This window comes from Luteolibacter sp. LG18, from assembly GCF_036322585.1.
In the GTDB taxonomy this organism is placed as follows: Bacteria; Verrucomicrobiota; Verrucomicrobiia; order Verrucomicrobiales; family Akkermansiaceae; genus Luteolibacter.
Genome location: NZ_AP024600.1, coordinates 158,491 through 174,729 on the forward strand (window position 1 = coordinate 158,491; position 16,239 = coordinate 174,729).

Genomic DNA, 16,239 nt, shown 5'->3' on the forward strand with positions numbered 1-16,239 from the left:
TTCCCGTGCCCCTGCCCATTTTCCAAGCCCCCGAATGGTTCCTGCTGATCCCCGCCCTGGCGCTGCTCGGGTGGTTCTGGCGATCGCTGAAACTTCACTCGCCGCTGCGGGCGATCATCCTGCTGATCGTAACCGTGATTCTGGCGGACCCGCGGCTGCGCCGCCAGCAGGACGCACTCGACCTGTGGGTGCTGCTGGACCGCTCGGACTCCACCGAAGCGCTCGTCGACCAAGGGCTGCCGGAATGGCGGCGGCTGCTGGAGAAGGCCAAGCCATCCCGGCACGATGAACTGCATTTCGTGAACTACGCGGCGGAAGTCGCGGAGATGGGCGCGGACGGCGATTCCTTCACCGGCTCCCGCAAGCTGACGCGCACGAACCTGGGCCTCGAACATATCGCGGCAATGGCCGATGAGAAACGCCCGTCGCGGGTGCTGGTGTTCACCGACGGCTTCTCCACCGAGCCGCTGAGCGAGGCGGCGGAGCAACTCGAGAAGCGCGGCATCCCGCTGGACTTCCGTCTGGTGCGGGAGGAAACGGAGGATGACTTCCGCGTGGCGCGGCTGGATTTCCCCGAGCGGGTCCAGATCGGCGAGCCCTTCCTGATCACGGTGGTGGTGCGCGGCTCGAAGGACCAGACGGTGCCACTGGTGCTGCGCCGCAATGGCCAGAAGCTCACCGAGACGACCGTGACGCTGGTCAATGGCGCAGGCAAGGTGGAGTTCACCGACCGCCTGCCGCGCACCGGAGGCTTCGAATACGAGGCGGAGATCCTGCCGGAGAAGGACGCGCATCCGGGCAACAACCGCTTCAACCGCTGGATCGAGATCGCCGGGGGCCCGCGGATCGTGCTGGCCACCCGCTACAACGACGACCCGGTGGCGAAAGTACTACAATCGCAGGACTTCACCGTGCAGGTGGTGTCCGACCCCGGCGCGCTGAAGCCCGGCATGCTGGCGGGCGCGCGGGCGGTGGTGTTCAACAACCTCCCGGCGCACGAGATCCCGACGGATTTCCTCAAGGCGCTCGACTTCTACGTCCGCGAGCAGGGCGGCGGCTTCCTCATGATCGGCGGCGACCGCTCGTTCGGCGCGGGCGGCTATTTCCAGTCCGCGATCGACCCGTTGCTGCCGGTGTCGATGGAACTGAAAACCGAACACCGCAAGCTCTCGGTGGCGCTGGCGATCGTGATGGACCGCTCCGGTTCGATGTCGGTGAGCGTGCCCGCGGGCGCCGGAAAATCGCTGACCAAGATCGACCTGGCCGACAATGGCGCGGCCAACGCGATCGACCTGCTGGGTCCGATGGACCAGGTCTCGGTGATCGCGGTGGACAGCGCGCCGGAGGTGTTCGTGCCGCTGACCCGCATCGAGAACCGCAAGGCGGAGTTCCAGGCCCGCGCCCGCAAGATCAAGTCCTCCGGCGGCGGCATCTTCATCTACGAGGCCCTCAAAGCGGGCTGGGAGGAACTGAAAAAGGCGAAGGTGGGGACCCGCCACATGATCCTATTCGCCGACGCCAGCGACTCCGAGGAGCCCGGCGACTACAAGAAGCTGCTGGGAGAAATGACCGCGGACGGCTGCACCATCACCGTGATCGGGATGGGCACCAAAAGGGACTCCGATGCGAAGCTGCTGGAGGACATCGCCAAGCTCGGCAACGGCCGCATCTATTTCGCGGAGCAGCCGATGGACATCCCGCAGGTGTTCGCGCAGGAAACCGTGACCATCGCCCGCTCCGCCTTCGTGAAGGACCCGGTGGGCGCGAAGCCGACCGGCCGCTGGGCGGAGGTCTCGCCGAAGCCGCTCGACTGGCTGACCGAGGCCGACGGTTACAACCTTTCCTACGCCCGCGAGGACGCAACCGTCTCGCTGGCGACCACCGATGAATACCTCGCCCCGCTGGTGGCCCAGGCCCGGCGCGGCCTCGGCCGCACCGCGGCGATCTCCTTCCCGCTCGGCGGCGAGTATTCCGAAAAAGCGCGCGCGTGGCCGGGCTACGGCGACTTCCTCCAGACCACGGCCCGCTGGCTGATGGGCATGGAAACGCCTCCGGGCATCGGCATCCGCCACCGACTCGACGGCACCCGGTTGACCGTGGACCTGCTCTACGACACCGCGCTGTGGACGGACAAACTCTCGATCCAACCGCCGAAGATGAAGCTCATCGAGGAAGGCGGCGCGCCCTACGATGTCGCCTGGAAGCGGATTTCGCCGGGCCATTTCAGTGTGACGCGGGACCTCCAGGAGGGATCGGTTGTGCGCGGAGCCATCCAGGTCGGCAACGTGGCGATGCCCTTCGGGCCGATCAGCGTGGGCTCGTCCATCGAGTGGGCTTTCGAGCCGGAACGGATCGCGGAGCTGCGCGCCGTTTCCAACCAGACCGGCGGACGGGAACTGGTGGATCTTTCGAAGGCATGGCTGCGGCCGCCCTTCGTCCACGAGGCGTCCCTGAAACTGCCGCTGGCGATTTCATTGGTGGTTCTGGTGCTGGCAGAGGCCCTGCTGACCCGCACCGGCTGGAAGCTGCCGCTACTGACGCTCCCGGCGGGTGGCCGTGTGAAAGCCGCCAAACCAGCCCGCGCGCCGAAGCCGAAGAAAGCCCCCGCCGCGGCGGTCGAACCGGTGATCGAAATGCCGGATCGCGAGCCCGAGCAAGGCCCGAAGCCGCCGCCACTGGAAGCCCCCGATGAGAGCGACCGGCGCTCGCGGTTCCAGCGGGCCAAGGACCGCAAGTGATTCGCTCCGTAAATTCAGCGTAAACCGGTTGCGACGATCTTGATCCCACCGGCGGGGTGCCCGATTTTCGGGAACCCATGAAAACGACCACCTTGATCCTGCTGGCCTCGGCCTCGCTTTCCGCCGCCGGTCCCAACTACCAGCTCCACGAATGGGGCACCTTCACCACCGTGTCCGGCTCGGACGGCGTGCTGCTGGAGGGCCTCGAACGCGAGGAGGAGCGGTTGCCCGCCTTCGTCGCCTCCCATTACGGCTTCGAGAACAGCTCCCAGCCGGACATGAAGCGCTTCGAACGCATGATGCGGCTCCACGGCACGGCGGGCTTCGCAGACCCGGGCCAGAAGGGCCTGGCAAACCGCCCGCTGGCAGGGGTGACGGTGAAGATGGAAACCCCGGTGATCTATTTCCACTCTCCCGAGGCGTTCCACGCGCAGGTGAAGGTCGGTTTCGAAGGCGGCACCATCAGCCAGTGGTATCCGGCACGCTCCAGCGGCGATACTCCACCCGAACCCACTCCCCCCGCGGACCCGGTGAAAAACCCGACCCCGCTCAAGGCCTGGTTGCTCGATTTCAACAAACCCTACCACGGCTCGATCGAATGGGACGTGGACGTCCTGTCCCCCTCCGATTCGGCAAAGCAGCTCCTGTTCAAACCCGGCGACACCCTCGGCTGGGTGCGGGCGCGGGTGCCGGACACCAATCTGGTCCGCACCTCCGGCGGCGAGACTGAAGGGTATCTGTTCTACCGGGGCGTCGGTCATTTCGATCCCGGCCTCAAAACCACCGTCGACAGCGGCGAGACGCTTCATATGGAAAACCGGACCGGCGGCAAGATCCCGTATCTGGTGGCCTTCGAACGGATCGCGGAAGGCGGCGTGAAATGGACGGAGCGCCGCGACGGGCTGGAGGTGGGCGGGACGCTCGATCTCGCACCCGATGCCTTCAAGCCGGGAGCCGAGGGTTTCAGCGAGGACCTCTACCGCGCGGTGCAATCCGGGCTCGCCGGGTGCGGACTCACGGACGCCGAGGCCCACGCGATGGTGCAGACCTGGTGGAACAGCTACTTCGAGGCCCCCGGCCTGCGGGTGTTCTGGGTGCTGCCCCGGGCCACCACCGACCGCATCCTGCCCCTGGAAGTGTCCCCTGCCCCGGCCGCCACGGTGCGGGTGCTGGTGGGGCGCTCGGAAATCTTCCGCCCACGCGACGAGCAGGCCTGGCTGGCCATGGCCGCCGCCCAATCCGAGAAGGATTACCGCTGGAATTCGCTGGTCGGGAGCCACCGTTTCGGGAAGCCGATCCAGAAACGCGTGGAAATGCTCCAACAGCGCGCGGCGCGGTGAGGGCAAGAAGACCGGAAGACGCAAGAGAAGAGGGTCGGAGGGAACCGGGAGAGTTGTCCTGTTTGTTCGTGAGCCTAGGTGAATGGACAAACAAGACAACGCAACGAGGGGACGTGAAGCAGCAGGGAGCGGATGGATAGGGAGATAGCGTTCTCTCTCTTTCTCTCTCCCTTTTCGCTCACCACGACGCTCATTCCGCCGTGCCCGGACCGGAGTTGCGCGCTTCGGCTTCCGTCCCCCACGCCCCCTCCTCGGCTAGGAATCTCAATCCCTTCTGAAGCGCTCTCCCCGCCTTCGTCCACCTTTGTCCTGTTTGTCCATTCACCTAGGCTCACGAACAAACAGGACAAACGCCATCGTTTCGTGGCTTGCGCGGGAGGGAGGTCCGCTCTTCCATCCGGCATGGATTTGTCGGACTTCCGGAAGGAATACTCGGACCGCGGGATGCATCGGGAGGACCTCGACGCCGACCCGATCGCCCAGTTCACGGCGTGGTTCAAACAGGCCACCGATCTCGGCCTGCATGAGCCGAACGCGATGACGCTGGCGACGGTGGACCAGCGCGGGATGCCGCTGCAGCGCACCGTTCTCCTCAAGTCGTTCGATGAGAAGGGCTTCGTATTCTTCTCCAACTACCAGAGCCGGAAGGCCATGGACATCGCCGGGAACCCGCAGGTCAGCCTGCTGTTCCCGTGGGTGATCCTGGAGCGGCAGATCATTGTCCAAGGCCGGGCGATCAAGACCTCCACGGAGGAATCGCTGGCGTATTTCCACTCCCGGCCGCGGGAGTCCCAGATCGGGGCTTGGGTGTCCGACCAGAGCGCCGTGATTCCGGACCGGGCATTTTTGGAAAACAAGCTCGCGGAAATCCGCTCCCGCTTCGGTGATGGCGAAATCCCGCTGCCTCCGACCTGGGGCGGCTACCGGGTGGTGCCACAGACGATCGAGTTCTGGCAGGGCGGCCCGGCCCGGCTCCACGACCGCTTCCTCTACACCCGCGGCACCGCGGGCTGGCGGATCGAGCGGCTCTCGCCCTGACCCGGGCGAGCTTTTCCGTTTGCCAGCCGCCGTCATTTCCCTAGGAAAGGCGTCCACCCGGGCGCTCCGGGGCATTCACGCGCTGTCACCCGATGCGAGCATTCCGGATTCTATTGCGAAAGGAGCTGAAGGGGTTCTTCCAGAATCCGTTCGGCTGGATCGTCATCGCCTTCGTCGTCATCATGCAGGGCATCTCGCTCTCGATGGTGATGAAGGGGTTCCGGGTTTCCCCGTCGAAGGACAGCCTGGTGTACATGATGTGCCACACGCCGCTGTTCTGGTTTTATTTCCTGTTCATCTTCCCGCTGATCACGATGCGGCTGTTCTCCGATGAGGAGAAAACCGGGACGCTGGAAACCCTGCTGACCGCCCCGGTGCGGACCTGGCAGGTGGTGCTCTCCAAGTTCTCAGCCGCCTACCTGTTCTACATCGTCCTCTGGATCCCCAGCTACCTCCAGTTGCGGCTCTTCGGCTGGGTCACCGGGCTGCCCTCGGCCTGGACGCAGGGGGGCTTGGTCGGCACCTACTCGATCGTCCTGCTGATGGGCGCGGCCTTCACCGCGATCGGCTGCCTGGCCTCGTCGCTGACCTCCAGCCAGATCATTTCCGGCATCACCACCATCTGCGCGCTGCTGATCGTCTATTTCGTCGGCTTCGTGACGGTGATCTGGGGGGCCTCCTTCCCCGGCGCGGAATTGTTCCAATACATCTCCATCCAGCAGCACCTCCATTACTTCTGCAGCGGCCTGCTCGATACCCGTCCGGTGGCCCTCTACCTCACGCTCACCGCGTTCATCCTGTTCCTGACCTACCAGGTGGTGGACTACCGCCGCTGGAAGCACTGATCCGATCTCTCCGCCCATGTCCGAGCCCACTTCCGACGCGACGATCCCCTCCGCCAAGCCGGTCAGCCGGTGGCGGGTCGGCTCGCTTTCGCTCGTCCAGATCACGCTGATCGCGCTGCTGCTGATCGCGCTCAACTACCTCTCGTCCCAATACTACCAGGTAAAGGACGTCAGCCGGGGCAGCAATTTCACCCTCTCTCCGGCCACGGTGCGCTACCTCCATAGCGACGCGGTGCGGAAGCGCAAGGACCCGATCCGCTGGATCGTGGCGATGCGGGCGAGCGCCGACTTCTCCGACCGCGTGCGCGCCCTGGCTGAGGAGTATTCCCGCCAGTCCGACGGCAAGATCACCGTCAAGCTGGTCGATCCGGTCCGGAACCTCGACGAGGCCCAGAAGCTGGCGGCCACCTACGGTATGTATGATCCGGCGAACCAGCAGCTTTCCCGGAAGGACCTCGTCATCATCGACGCCCGCACCCAGGAGCAGATCGATGCCGCCGCCAAGGAGAAGCAGCCGACCTCCGCCAACGTGCGGATCGTCAGCGCCGACCTGATGATCACCTACCAGGTGGAGCGGGACAAGACCGCCCGGCGCAAACAGGGCGAGGGCAATGCCGAGCTCCAGACCTCCGGCGAACGCAAGCCGGTGGGCTTCCAGGCCGAGGACATGCTGACCGCGGGCCTGGTGGCCGCTCTCGAAGGCACGCCGCGGAAAGTTTACTTCCTGGCCGACAAGAGCCGGATGGACCTCGAAAGCGCGAAGTCGCCGTGGAAGACGTTTGAAAAGACGCTGGCGCTGCAAAACCTGATCCTCGAGCCGATCAGCCTCTCCGGCATGACCGCGATTCCGGACGACGCCGCGGCGGTGGCCATCGTCTCGCCGAAATACGACTTCTCCCCGGAGGAGATCAATCTGCTGGAAACCTACTGGGACCGTCCGAAGTCCTCCCTCCTGGTGCTTTTGAAGCCGGACGAGGTGCCCGCGCGCCTGCGCACCTTCCTGCGCGCCAATGGAGTCACCCCGCGCCGGGACACGGTCGTGACCGTGCGCAGCAAGCAGACGGTCTCCACCGTGCACGCGTCCTTCACCCTCGGCGTGCCGTTCCTGCAGGACCTCGCCGGGCAGGCCACCATTTTCGAAGGCACCAGTTCCTCCCTGGAGGTGCGTGAGAACTCGAACGAGGACGCGCTGGCCAACCGCCAAATCCGCCCCGTGCCGCTGATCCAGGCCGCTCCCGAGTTCTGGGGGGAAACCAAGTTCGGCCAGGGCAAGGAGACCTTCGACCCGCTCGAGGACAAGGGCGCGCCGATCTATCTGGCCGCCGGGGTGACCCGCGGCGCGGAGAGCGACGACCGCTTCGCCAACCAGAGCTCGCGCATGCTGGTGATGTCGAACACCGACTTCCTCGACCCGGACCGGCTGATGGAGTCGAACCTCGATTTCCTCGCCTCGTCCGTGAACTGGATGGTGGGCCGCGAGGAACTCGCCGGTATCGGTCCCCATTCGCTGGGCCGCTACAAGATCCCGCTGCTGGACGCCCAGGCGGCGTTCATCAACCGGATCAACCTGTTCTTCCTGCCAGCCTTCGCGCTGGTGATCGCCGGTTTCGTCTGGTCTTCCCGCCGCGCCTGATCCCATGCGCTCCATCGTCCTCACGTTCCTGCTGGCCCTCCTGTCGCTGCTCGTTTGCGGGCTGGTGGGTTGGCGTTTGTCCCAAGGCAATCTGGACGTGCTGTTCGGGGCACCTCCGACCCGGACCGGCGACCTGCTCTATCCGGGTTTCAAGGCGACCGAGGTCCGCAAGATCGCCCTGTTCACGAAGGCGTCCTCGATCAGCGAGGATGGCAATGTGAACGACAACACCTCCGACAAGGGCACCCGCGCCGTGTTCCTGTGGGATCCCAAGAAGGGCTGGATGATGGAGGAGCCGTGGAAGGACCGGATGGATCCCCGCGCCGCCCAGGCCTTGATCGAGTTCACCCGCGGCACGCGCGTGGCCGATGTGATCCCGAAGGACAAGATCGACCCCGCCCAGGCCGGTTTCAAAGGCGGAGTGATTGTCGTCCGCATGGAGGACGCCTCCGGCCAGCCGATGTGCAAGTACCTGCTCGGCCGTAAAACCGCGTGGATCGGCACCGAGGAGGTGGAACAGCAACCGGGCCAGATGCCGGAGCCCGCGCGCGAGGTGCCCACGGTCTTCGTCCGCACCTGGGACAAAAGCCGCAAGAACTACGTCTACGCCTGCACCGGGGACATCCACCCGCTGTTCAACGACGGCTTCCGCTACCTGCGGGACCACCATCCGTTCCTGTTCGCCCCCCAGTTCCTCCAGCACGTCCGCATCCGCACCTCCACCGGCGAACTCACGCTGGCCCGCGAAACCCCGAACCACCCCTGGCGCATCATCAAGCCTCTGGATCTGCCGACCGATCCGGAGAGAATGCACGCCCTGCTCCTCGGTCTGGAGCGGCTCCGCGCCGTGAAGGTCAGCGACCGTTCCGCCGTGACGGTGCCCACCAACGGAGCGGCCACCGGTTCCGATCAGATCGCCATCCAGATGTTCGGTGCCCCGGCCGAAACGATCCTGGACATCCTCCCCCAACAAACGCCCGAGGCCACCACCCGCCTGGCGACGGTCAGCGACCGCCCGGGCACCGTGTTCGAACTCCCGGCCAAGGCGGAGACCGATTTCGTGACGCTCTCCTCGCTGCCGCTCCAAGTGAACCAGCTCCGGGACTCGACGTTGACCAATCTCGATGTGGCGTCGATCGCCGGGATCCTGATCCAGCCGGCGAACCGGCCCGCGATCTCCCTCATCCGCCAGCCACGCCAGTGGATGCTGGGCGACGGCCCGGATGCCATTCCGGCCAACGAACGCCGCCTCTATGACCTGCTGGTGGCCGTGAAGGACGCGAAAACCATCGGCTTCGTCACCGACGCCGCCACCGATTTCAGCCAATGGGGGCTGGACAATCCGCTCATCAGCATCCGCTTCCTGGCGGCCAACAACCAATCGCTTGAACTCGCCTTCGGGCGGGACAAGGCCGGGAACTATTTCGTCAACCGCCGCGGCACCACCTCGGTGATGAAGGTCGGCGGCGACATCCTCAGCAAGATCGCCACCCGCCCCTTCGAATGGCGCGGCGGACTCGTGTGGTCGCTCCCGAAGGTCGATATAAAGTGGCTGGAAATCCAGCCGAAGGGCCAGCCGCTGATCCACCTCAATTACGACGATATCAACGAGAAGTTCGAGCCGTTCCGCGGCGGACTGAAGGCTGAATCCCATTTCGAACCGGCCCGCGCGGGCATCCTCATCGAAGCGCTGGGAGCGCTGGAAGCGAACCGTTGGCTGGCCGAAGATGACGAAGCCGCCCTCAATGCGCTCGCAACGCCCACCCTAACCTTCGCCATCAACAGTCGTCAGGTGAACGACAGCGGCGAGGAAACCGGCGAGCAAAAACGCGTGCTGCAGATCGCCCCGGCCAGCAGTGGCACGGCCAACCGTTTCTATTACGCCCGGGTCAACTCCGACCCGAACCCCTTCATCATCGACCAGGAGACTTATATCCGCCTGTCGGTCGATTTGTTCGCGGGCGACCGTTGAGCTGCGATTTGCCTTCCCCTCCAACAGGGGAGCCGCCAGCATTCGCGTCATCATCCCGACATGAGTACCGATTTTTCCAGCCCCGAACTCCCGTCCGCGGGCATTGTGGCCAATCTCGCCGACGAGGACCGCTCCCTGCTCAGCAACTACGGCGAGTTCCTGCCGGTGCAGGCCGGACAAACGATCATCGAGGAAGGCCATCCGCAGGATTCCTTGTACTTCGTGATCTCCGGCGTGCTGCACGTCCACACGGACTCCCAGACCCGCCGCACGCTGATCGCGCGGGTGGAGGCCGGGGAAACCCTCGGCGAAGTGAACGTCTTCGATCCCGGCACGGCCAGTGCCTCGGTGACCGCTCAGGATTTCACCCAGGTGTGGCGCGCGAACCGCGAGGACATCGATGCCTTCGTAACCGCCTATCCGGAAGCCGGTGCCCGCCTGCTGGCCTCGCTGGTGACCCTGATGAGCCGCCGCATCCGCCGGATGAACGAACGCCTGGCGGCCAAGGAGCTGGAGTCCGAATTCCACGATTTCTGGCACTGACATCCGCATGTCTCCCGATCGGTTCATCGGAGCCCTCGTTTCGTCTCCCGGCCACACCGACCTGGCTCTGGGCGGAGCCATCCTGTTCGCGCTGCTGATCGGGCACGCGCTGGCGGACTATCCGCTGCAGGGAGCTTTCCTCGCCAAGGCGAAGGACCGCCACTCGGATTCCGGCGCGATGTTCGCGGAAAGCGTGGCACCGAAGGGCCTCTGGATCCACGCCCTTACCGCCCATTCGCTGGTGCACGCGGGCGCGGTGTGGCTGGTGACCGGCTCGGTGCTGCTCGCACTCGTCGAGCTGGTGCTGCACTGGATCATCGATTTCGCGAAGTGCGAGGGCTGGACCGGTTTCACCGCCGACCAGCTGCTGCACGTGCTGTGCAAGATCGGCTACGCCACCGTGATCGCCACCGGCTACGTGGCGGCGAAAGGCATCATTTGCTGTCCATGATGACGGTGCCGTCCCACGATTGGGGCGGCTCGACCTCGTAATCCGCGGACCATTTCGCCAGGCGGCTGGCCGCACCGTCGTCGGGATCCTCGCGCAGGAGTTCCCGGAAGGCCTCGGCCGCGGAAGTGAACTCGCCTTTTTGGAACAAGGCCAGCGCGGCGGCGAAGCGTTCATCCAGATCGCGATCGCGGGACAAGGTGTAGAGTTCCACCGGTTCGTGGCGGCCCTTCACCCGGATGCGCCCCACGCAGCGAAGCTTGCCGCTGCCTTCCGTGGCATCCACCACCGCGCCGGACACCAGCAGCGGCACGGCGAAGTATTTCGTCATCCCCTCGATGCGGGAGGCGAGGTTCACGGCATCCCCGATCACGCCGAACTCGGTGCGCTCCTTCGAGCCGATCTCTCCGGCCAGCACCTCGCCAAGGTGCAGGCCGACGCCGATCTTGAACGGCTCGCGGCCTTCCCCACTCCATTTTTCATTCAGCTCGTCGAGGGCCTCCAACATCTCCCGCGCGGCCTCAACCGCCTGCCGGGCGTGATCGGCCTCGTCCCCCTCCTCCAGCGCCCCCCAGTGCGCCATCACGGCATCGCCGATGAACTTGTCGAGGGTGCCGCCGTGCTTGAACACGATGTCCACCATCCGGGACAGGTATTCATTGAGCTGCGCCACCAGCTCCGCCGGATCGCTGTCCTCGGAGCGGCTGGTGAAACCCCGGACGTCGGAAAACAGCACCACCACCCGCCGACGCCGACCGGTGGCGACCCCGCGGTAGAGATCCGGATCGCGGACCAGCGTGTCCGCCACATCGCGCGACACGAAACGCCGGAACTCGCGGTGGAGGCGGCCGCGTTCGAGTTTTTCGGTCACCAAGTCATAGGATTGCGCCAGCGCCCAACCGGCGAGGAACGTCCCGACCACCAATACCACCGCGAGCAACACGAGGGCTTTGGCGGCGATGAAATAGGAGGCCACCAGCACAGTGATCGCCAACCCCACCGCCCCGAACGCGGAAACAATCGGACGTTTCACCCACGCGGACCAAGCCACCGCCGCGGCCACGGCTGAGAGCAGCAACAGCAGCCAGGTCCAAACGGCATGCTCCTTGTCCACCGGGTGGACATACGCGCCCTCCAGTGCACAGGTCAGCGCCTGAAGGTGGAGTTGCGGCCCGGTGATCACACCGCCGATCGTGGCATGCCGGTCTTGAAAGCGGGGCGCGGTCGGCCCGATGACCACGATCTTGTCCCGGAAGAAACGACCGTTGTCGTAGTTCTGTTTCCAGTCGTTCGGAATGAAGATTGAGCGGACGCCGCGCGGGGCATAGATGCTCTTCGCGCCCTCCTCCGTGCCAAGAGCCAGCCGCATTTCCATCCGCCCCTCCGGCACCGGTTTCCCCATCGCCCGCAGAATTTCCCCGGCGAGCGAATAGACGGGCTCCGAGTCCTGGTGAGGCCTCCCGTTCATCGCGCTGAGCGTGGTGTAATAGGAAACGGAACGCACGACACCGTCCTCATCCGGATTGAAGTTCACGTATCCACAGCGCGTCTGCTCCGGCCCTGGCCCGAAAAGCTCCGGAATGGGCTCCGTCAGGCTGTAAACCATCTCGGAGCCATCCTTCACCCCGCTTTCCGAAAAGGCGGAAGCCAAGATCACCTTGCCACGGTGGCGTTCGATGGCCTCGGCGAGATCCAGGTCCGATTGGGGGAACGTCTCCTCCGAGAACAGCAGATCGACGACGATCAACTTGGCCCCCGCATCCGACAACTTATCGATGGCCGCCGCCCACACCGACCGGTCCCACGGAAAGCGCGTGGTCATCATGCCCAGGATCGGATCGCTCGCGACCACCTGCGGATCGACGTCCGTACCGGAGAGACTGGGGTCGTCAATCCCGAGCAGCACGATGTCCTGCCGCTCCTTGGGGCCACCTGTCATCCGGAGAAAGTAGTCCCAAACCCCACGATCGGCTCTCTTCGCGATATCCTGCAGCGGCCGGAACAACGGAAACGGCAATACCAGCACCAGCGCCACCAGCGCGCTGCCCAGGAACGCCACCAGCGCCTTCCGGACCGAGCGTTTCCGGGTGATCGCGCGCAGGCTTGTCATGGCTACGTATTCTCCCTAATCTACGCACGACTAACAGGAAAATCCCGATGAGAACCGCCGCCCTGCTCTCCCTTGCGCTCGTGCCATCCCTGGCCACGGCGGACGTCCTGTCCTCGTTCGACCACCTGTTGGGCGACTCCCGCCCGGACTACGATCCGGCCCAGCTCGAAGCCCGGGAAGTCGACAGCGGCCGGGATTTCGCGCCGTTCTCGCCGGGCGACTCGGACCTCGGCGTGCAGGAGATCCTCGGCGAATACAAGGGCCTGCCGCCGGTGCGACTGGAACTTTCCACCGGCCTCTACTGGACCGACAACGCCCCGGCCGCCACCCGCCAGCTCGATGACGAATCGTGGTTCTGGACCGGCCGGGCCGCCGTCTCCTGGCAGCCGCGGATCGGCCCCGGCTGGTTCGCCGACCTCGGGCTGGACGCCAGTTTCTTCGAGTTCGACGACGGCAACGCCACCGATTTCCAGAACTACGTCGTCTACGCCGGCGCGGTGAAACTGCTGCCGGACCTGCACGACCTGCTGCTCTTCGGCCGCTTCGAATACCAGTTCCTGAGCTTCGACAACGGCGTCTTCGGCCTGGGCGGCAGCGACGACTACAGCGCCGCCCGCGTCCGGGTGGGCGCGCAAAAGGTCCTCTTCAACACCCCGCACCACCACCTGTCGGCGGGAATCAGCGCGGCCTTCGACTTGGCCGCGGACGACTCCACGCTCCAGCGCAACGAATACGCCCTCGATGTGCATTACACCTGGTTCATCGTGGACAAGCTGAGCGCCACGGTTTCCTACCGCGGAGCTTTCTGGGACTTCGACTCCCCCACCGGCGTCCTCCCTTTCTACACGGAGGATCGACAGGACTTCAACCAACTGGTGGGTCTCGAACTGGCCTACCACCCGTGCAAAAGTTCGAAGATCTACACCTCGGTATTCTTCAGCGACAGCAACTCCAACACCCCGCTCGGCGCGAACGACTCCCAATCCTGGACCGCCGGTCTGGGGGTGGGTGCCGTGTTTGAATTCTAACCTTCCGATCCCGCGATGAAAACGGCCTTCCTCATCACCACCGTTTCGCTGCTGGCGCTAGCCGTCGGCCAGGCGGATCCGCTCAAGTCCGCCAAGGTCACCGTGGCGGTCAACGAGGTGAAGATCCTCCCGGACGCCCAATCGGCCCGCCCGGCCCAGATCGGGGACACGGTCAGCGGCTCCACCTCGGTGGAAACCGGCCGCCGCTCGCGCGCGGAATTGACGTTCACCGACAACACCATCACCCGCCTCGGCCAGAACTCCGTCTTCTCCTTCCGCGCCGGCGGGCGGGACATGGAGCTTTCCCAGGGCACCATCCTGCTCCAGGTGCCGAAAATCAACGGCGGAGCCACGATCCGCACCGCCACAGTGACCGCCGCCATCACCGGCACCACCGTGATGTTCGAGTACAGCCCCTCGAAGTGGATCAAGCTGGTGACCTTGGAGGGCAAGCAGAAGCTCCGCATCAACGGCCGCAAGGACGTGATCGAGGTGCCCGCCGGGAAAATGCTCATCATGCACCCGAACGGCCAGATCCTCCAGATGCCGCTCACCGTCGACATCGCCCGCATGGTGGCCACCTCCGCCCTGACCGGCAAAAACGGCAACTTCGGCCCCCTGCCCCCGGTGGCGGAGAACCTGATCGCCGCGGAAATCGAGAAACAGAAGCAGCAGAAGCGCACCGGCGACCTGATCCCCACCTTCTCGATCATCACCGGCCCGGGTGGGCGCGTCGGAGATCTCTCGACCCTCGGCCGCTCGGTGGACAGCTTCCACCCGGAATTCAACAATCCGGACTTCATCCAGACCGGTCCCGGCGGCCTCACCACCGGCCCGTGACCCACCCGGGCGAAATGCCCGCCGAAAGGGGGATTTACCGCTTCCCCCGCGCCCTCCGATCCGCTTTTCTTTCCCCGCATCCCATTCAATCAAGCCACATGGAACTCGACATCATCGACGTGCATTTCGACCTCCGGGACATCAAACCGAAGGAGATCGAGGAAGCGCTCGAGGATCCGTTTTCCGTCCGCTTCATGCCGGATGTGGACCGTTCCGATGGCGAGGCCCGCTTCTACGCACTGGGCCGCACGGTTTCGGACCGCTACTTGTTCCTGTGCTTCCGCACCGATGGCAAGGCCACGCGCATCATCGCCGCCCGCAACATGAGCGATGGCGAGCAGCGCTTCTACGACCGCAAGTACAACGAACTCCGCTGACCCCTTTTCCGCCTGATGAAACCAATCACCCGCTGGTCCGATATCCCGGAGTTCGCCGACGAGGAGGCCGAAGCCATCTTCTGGCGCGAGCACGAACTGGATTCCCGCCTCATGGCCACCTCCGTGCAGGAGTCCGACACGAAGGAATCGACCACCATCACGCTGCGCTTCGACCCGCGCATGCTCTCCCGCATCAAGCGCATCGCCCGCTCCCGCTTCCTCAACTACCAGTCGATGATGAAGCAGTGGCTCGCCGAGCGCCTCGAGGACGAGATGCGCAAGCAGTAAGCGGCCTCCCGCATGCGCCTGCCCCGCCATCCAGTCTTCTGGTTGATCGCGTGGATCGCCTGGGGCGGGACCCTGTGGTGGCTGTCCTCCGCGTCCCGTGAGATCCCGGGGACGCAGGACATCGTCAATTTCGACAAGCTCTGCCACTTCGGCTACTTCTTCGGCGGTGCGGGCCTGTTCTCCGCCTTCGTCTACCGCCTCCGCCCGGCCAAGCCGGACTGGGGCACCCTCTTCGCCCTCTGCATGCTCGCCGGCATGGCCATGGGCCGCCTCGACGAGTGGCACCAGATGTCCGTCCCGAACCGCTCGGGCAACGACATCAACGACTTCCTCGCCGACATGACCGGCACCCTCTGCGGCGCGTTGGTCTTCCGGCGGCTGCACCGGTGGGTGGGGTGATTTGTCACGTGCCGAGCCCATGGCAACCGTTCGAATGATCAAGAAGCTCACTTGGTGGCAGGCTTTTCTGGGTCTCCTGATAGTGGCTTTCGTGGGCCTCCTCGTTTGGGTCCGTCCCAAAGCCTACCGCATCCCCACCAGCGCCATGGAGCCCACGCTCCAGGGAGGGGACACCATCCTATCCGGTCGCCCTTTGAAATCCGGCGACAAGCTCTTCCGAGGCTCCGTGGTGATCTTCGATGGCCCCAAAACCCGCATCAAGGGGCTCGGTGGCTCCCAGATCAAGCGGTTGATCGCCTTGCCGGGAGATCGCATCGAGGTCTTGAACGGAGAACTCACGGTCAATGGTATCCCCCTCCCCACCCGCGGAGGGGAGCACGCCAAACCACCCGGAAACGCCTACACGCCAGCGATGTCCACTCCGCGCTATCCCTTGGTGGTGCCTGAAGGAACCGCCTTTGTTTTGGGAGATCACTATTCCAACAGCCTGGACAGCCGCTACTACGGTCTCATTCCAATCATCGCGATCGAGCGAATCGCGTGGGCACGGTTGTTTCCAATGCGGCACGCGGGAAAAATCGAATAAGGGTCCGGCGGGAAATCCGGTTGGAGAGAGGGGAACCCTGCGCTCTAATCGCGG

The 16,239-nt window shown here is 64.9% G+C and carries 15 protein-coding genes; 14 read left to right on the forward strand and 1 reads right to left on the reverse strand.

All coding sequences use genetic code 11. The annotated features are described in order from the left end of the window. The first annotated feature begins 5 nt into the window (after positions 1-5). The 8 genes from llg_RS00650 to llg_RS00685 all read left to right on the forward strand — a co-directional run bounded on the left by llg_RS00650 (position 6) and on the right by llg_RS00685 (position 10,560). A complete protein-coding gene (locus llg_RS00650; RefSeq protein WP_338287569.1) occupies positions 6-2,738 on the forward strand; it encodes a VWA domain-containing protein in 2,733 nt (910 codons plus the stop codon). Between the two features lie 77 nt (positions 2,739-2,815). Further along, a complete protein-coding gene (locus tag llg_RS00655; RefSeq protein ID WP_338287570.1) occupies positions 2,816-4,078 on the forward strand; it encodes a hypothetical protein in 1,263 nt (420 codons plus the stop codon). A 402-nt stretch (positions 4,079-4,480) separates the two neighbouring features. Beyond that, entirely contained in the window at positions 4,481-5,116 is a 636-nt protein-coding gene (gene pdxH / locus llg_RS00660) for a pyridoxamine 5'-phosphate oxidase (RefSeq protein WP_338287571.1), read from the forward strand. A gap of 92 nt (positions 5,117-5,208) precedes the next feature. Next, the gene (locus llg_RS00665) at positions 5,209-5,961 is read left to right on the forward strand and encodes an ABC transporter permease (RefSeq protein WP_338287572.1); all 753 of its coding nucleotides are present in this window, start codon (positions 5,209-5,211) and stop codon (positions 5,959-5,961) included. 16 nt (positions 5,962-5,977) lie between these two features. Further along, positions 5,978-7,594 (forward strand): Gldg family protein, encoded by a 1,617-nt coding sequence (locus tag llg_RS00670; protein WP_338287573.1) that lies wholly within the window; start codon positions 5,978-5,980, stop codon positions 7,592-7,594. A 4-nt stretch (positions 7,595-7,598) separates the two neighbouring features. Continuing rightward, positions 7,599-9,566, forward strand: a complete 1,968-nt coding sequence (locus llg_RS00675) for a DUF4340 domain-containing protein (protein ID WP_338287574.1) — start codon at positions 7,599-7,601, stop codon at positions 9,564-9,566. Between the two features lie 60 nt (positions 9,567-9,626). Further along, positions 9,627-10,109 (forward strand): cyclic nucleotide-binding domain-containing protein, encoded by a 483-nt coding sequence (locus llg_RS00680; protein WP_338287575.1) that lies wholly within the window; start codon positions 9,627-9,629, stop codon positions 10,107-10,109. 7 nt (positions 10,110-10,116) lie between these two features. Next, positions 10,117-10,560 (forward strand): DUF3307 domain-containing protein, encoded by a 444-nt coding sequence (locus llg_RS00685; RefSeq protein WP_338287576.1) that lies wholly within the window; start codon positions 10,117-10,119, stop codon positions 10,558-10,560. Here llg_RS00685 and llg_RS00690 read toward each other — a convergent pair. After that, a complete protein-coding gene (locus tag llg_RS00690; protein WP_338287577.1) occupies positions 10,544-12,667 on the reverse strand; it encodes a CHASE2 domain-containing protein in 2,124 nt (707 codons plus the stop codon). The two genes, llg_RS00685 and llg_RS00690, sit on opposite strands and share 17 nt — an antisense overlap. Positions 12,668-12,714: 47 nt before the next feature. Here llg_RS00690 and llg_RS00695 point away from each other — a divergent pair, with 47 nt between their 5' ends. The 6 genes from llg_RS00695 to lepB all read left to right on the forward strand — a co-directional run bounded on the left by llg_RS00695 (position 12,715) and on the right by lepB (position 16,185). After that, a complete protein-coding gene (locus tag llg_RS00695) occupies positions 12,715-13,695 on the forward strand; it encodes a hypothetical protein (protein WP_338287578.1) in 981 nt (326 codons plus the stop codon). 15 nt (positions 13,696-13,710) lie between these two features. Continuing rightward, a complete protein-coding gene (locus llg_RS00700) occupies positions 13,711-14,535 on the forward strand; it encodes a FecR family protein (RefSeq protein ID WP_338287579.1) in 825 nt (274 codons plus the stop codon). A gap of 98 nt (positions 14,536-14,633) precedes the next feature. Beyond that, a complete protein-coding gene (locus tag llg_RS00705; RefSeq protein WP_338287580.1) occupies positions 14,634-14,912 on the forward strand; it encodes a BrnT family toxin in 279 nt (92 codons plus the stop codon). A 15-nt stretch (positions 14,913-14,927) separates the two neighbouring features. Next, positions 14,928-15,200 (forward strand): CopG family antitoxin, encoded by a 273-nt coding sequence (locus tag llg_RS00710; RefSeq protein WP_338287581.1) that lies wholly within the window; start codon positions 14,928-14,930, stop codon positions 15,198-15,200. A 12-nt stretch (positions 15,201-15,212) separates the two neighbouring features. Next, positions 15,213-15,599 (forward strand): VanZ family protein, encoded by a 387-nt coding sequence (locus tag llg_RS00715; protein WP_338287582.1) that lies wholly within the window; start codon positions 15,213-15,215, stop codon positions 15,597-15,599. Positions 15,600-15,618: 19 nt separating this feature from the next. Continuing rightward, positions 15,619-16,185, forward strand: a complete 567-nt coding sequence (lepB, locus tag llg_RS00720; protein ID WP_338287583.1) for a signal peptidase I — start codon at positions 15,619-15,621, stop codon at positions 16,183-16,185. The last annotated feature ends 54 nt before the right edge of the window (positions 16,186-16,239 follow it).

What these genes read in the sequence shown, in the direction of transcription:
- llg_RS00655 (WP_338287570.1), top strand. Translation starts at nt 2,816, where the DNA reads ATGAAAACGACCACCTTGATCCTGCTGGCCTCGGCCTCGCTTTCCGCC.
- pdxH (WP_338287571.1), top strand. Translation starts at nt 4,481, where the DNA reads ATGGATTTGTCGGACTTCCGGAAGGAATACTCGGACCGCGGGATGCAT.
- llg_RS00665 (WP_338287572.1), top strand. Translation starts at nt 5,209, where the DNA reads ATGCGAGCATTCCGGATTCTATTGCGAAAGGAGCTGAAGGGGTTCTTC.
- llg_RS00670 (WP_338287573.1), top strand. Translation starts at nt 5,978, where the DNA reads ATGTCCGAGCCCACTTCCGACGCGACGATCCCCTCCGCCAAGCCGGTC.
- llg_RS00675 (WP_338287574.1), top strand. Translation starts at nt 7,599, where the DNA reads ATGCGCTCCATCGTCCTCACGTTCCTGCTGGCCCTCCTGTCGCTGCTC.
- llg_RS00680 (WP_338287575.1), top strand. Translation starts at nt 9,627, where the DNA reads ATGAGTACCGATTTTTCCAGCCCCGAACTCCCGTCCGCGGGCATTGTG.
- llg_RS00685 (WP_338287576.1), top strand. Translation starts at nt 10,117, where the DNA reads ATGTCTCCCGATCGGTTCATCGGAGCCCTCGTTTCGTCTCCCGGCCAC.
- llg_RS00690 (WP_338287577.1), bottom strand. Translation starts at nt 12,667, where the DNA reads ATGACAAGCCTGCGCGCGATCACCCGGAAACGCTCGGTCCGGAAGGCG.
- llg_RS00695 (WP_338287578.1), top strand. Translation starts at nt 12,715, where the DNA reads ATGAGAACCGCCGCCCTGCTCTCCCTTGCGCTCGTGCCATCCCTGGCC.
- llg_RS00700 (WP_338287579.1), top strand. Translation starts at nt 13,711, where the DNA reads ATGAAAACGGCCTTCCTCATCACCACCGTTTCGCTGCTGGCGCTAGCC.
- llg_RS00705 (WP_338287580.1), top strand. Translation starts at nt 14,634, where the DNA reads ATGGAACTCGACATCATCGACGTGCATTTCGACCTCCGGGACATCAAA.
- llg_RS00710 (WP_338287581.1), top strand. Translation starts at nt 14,928, where the DNA reads ATGAAACCAATCACCCGCTGGTCCGATATCCCGGAGTTCGCCGACGAG.
- llg_RS00715 (WP_338287582.1), top strand. Translation starts at nt 15,213, where the DNA reads ATGCGCCTGCCCCGCCATCCAGTCTTCTGGTTGATCGCGTGGATCGCC.
- lepB (WP_338287583.1), top strand. Translation starts at nt 15,619, where the DNA reads ATGGCAACCGTTCGAATGATCAAGAAGCTCACTTGGTGGCAGGCTTTT.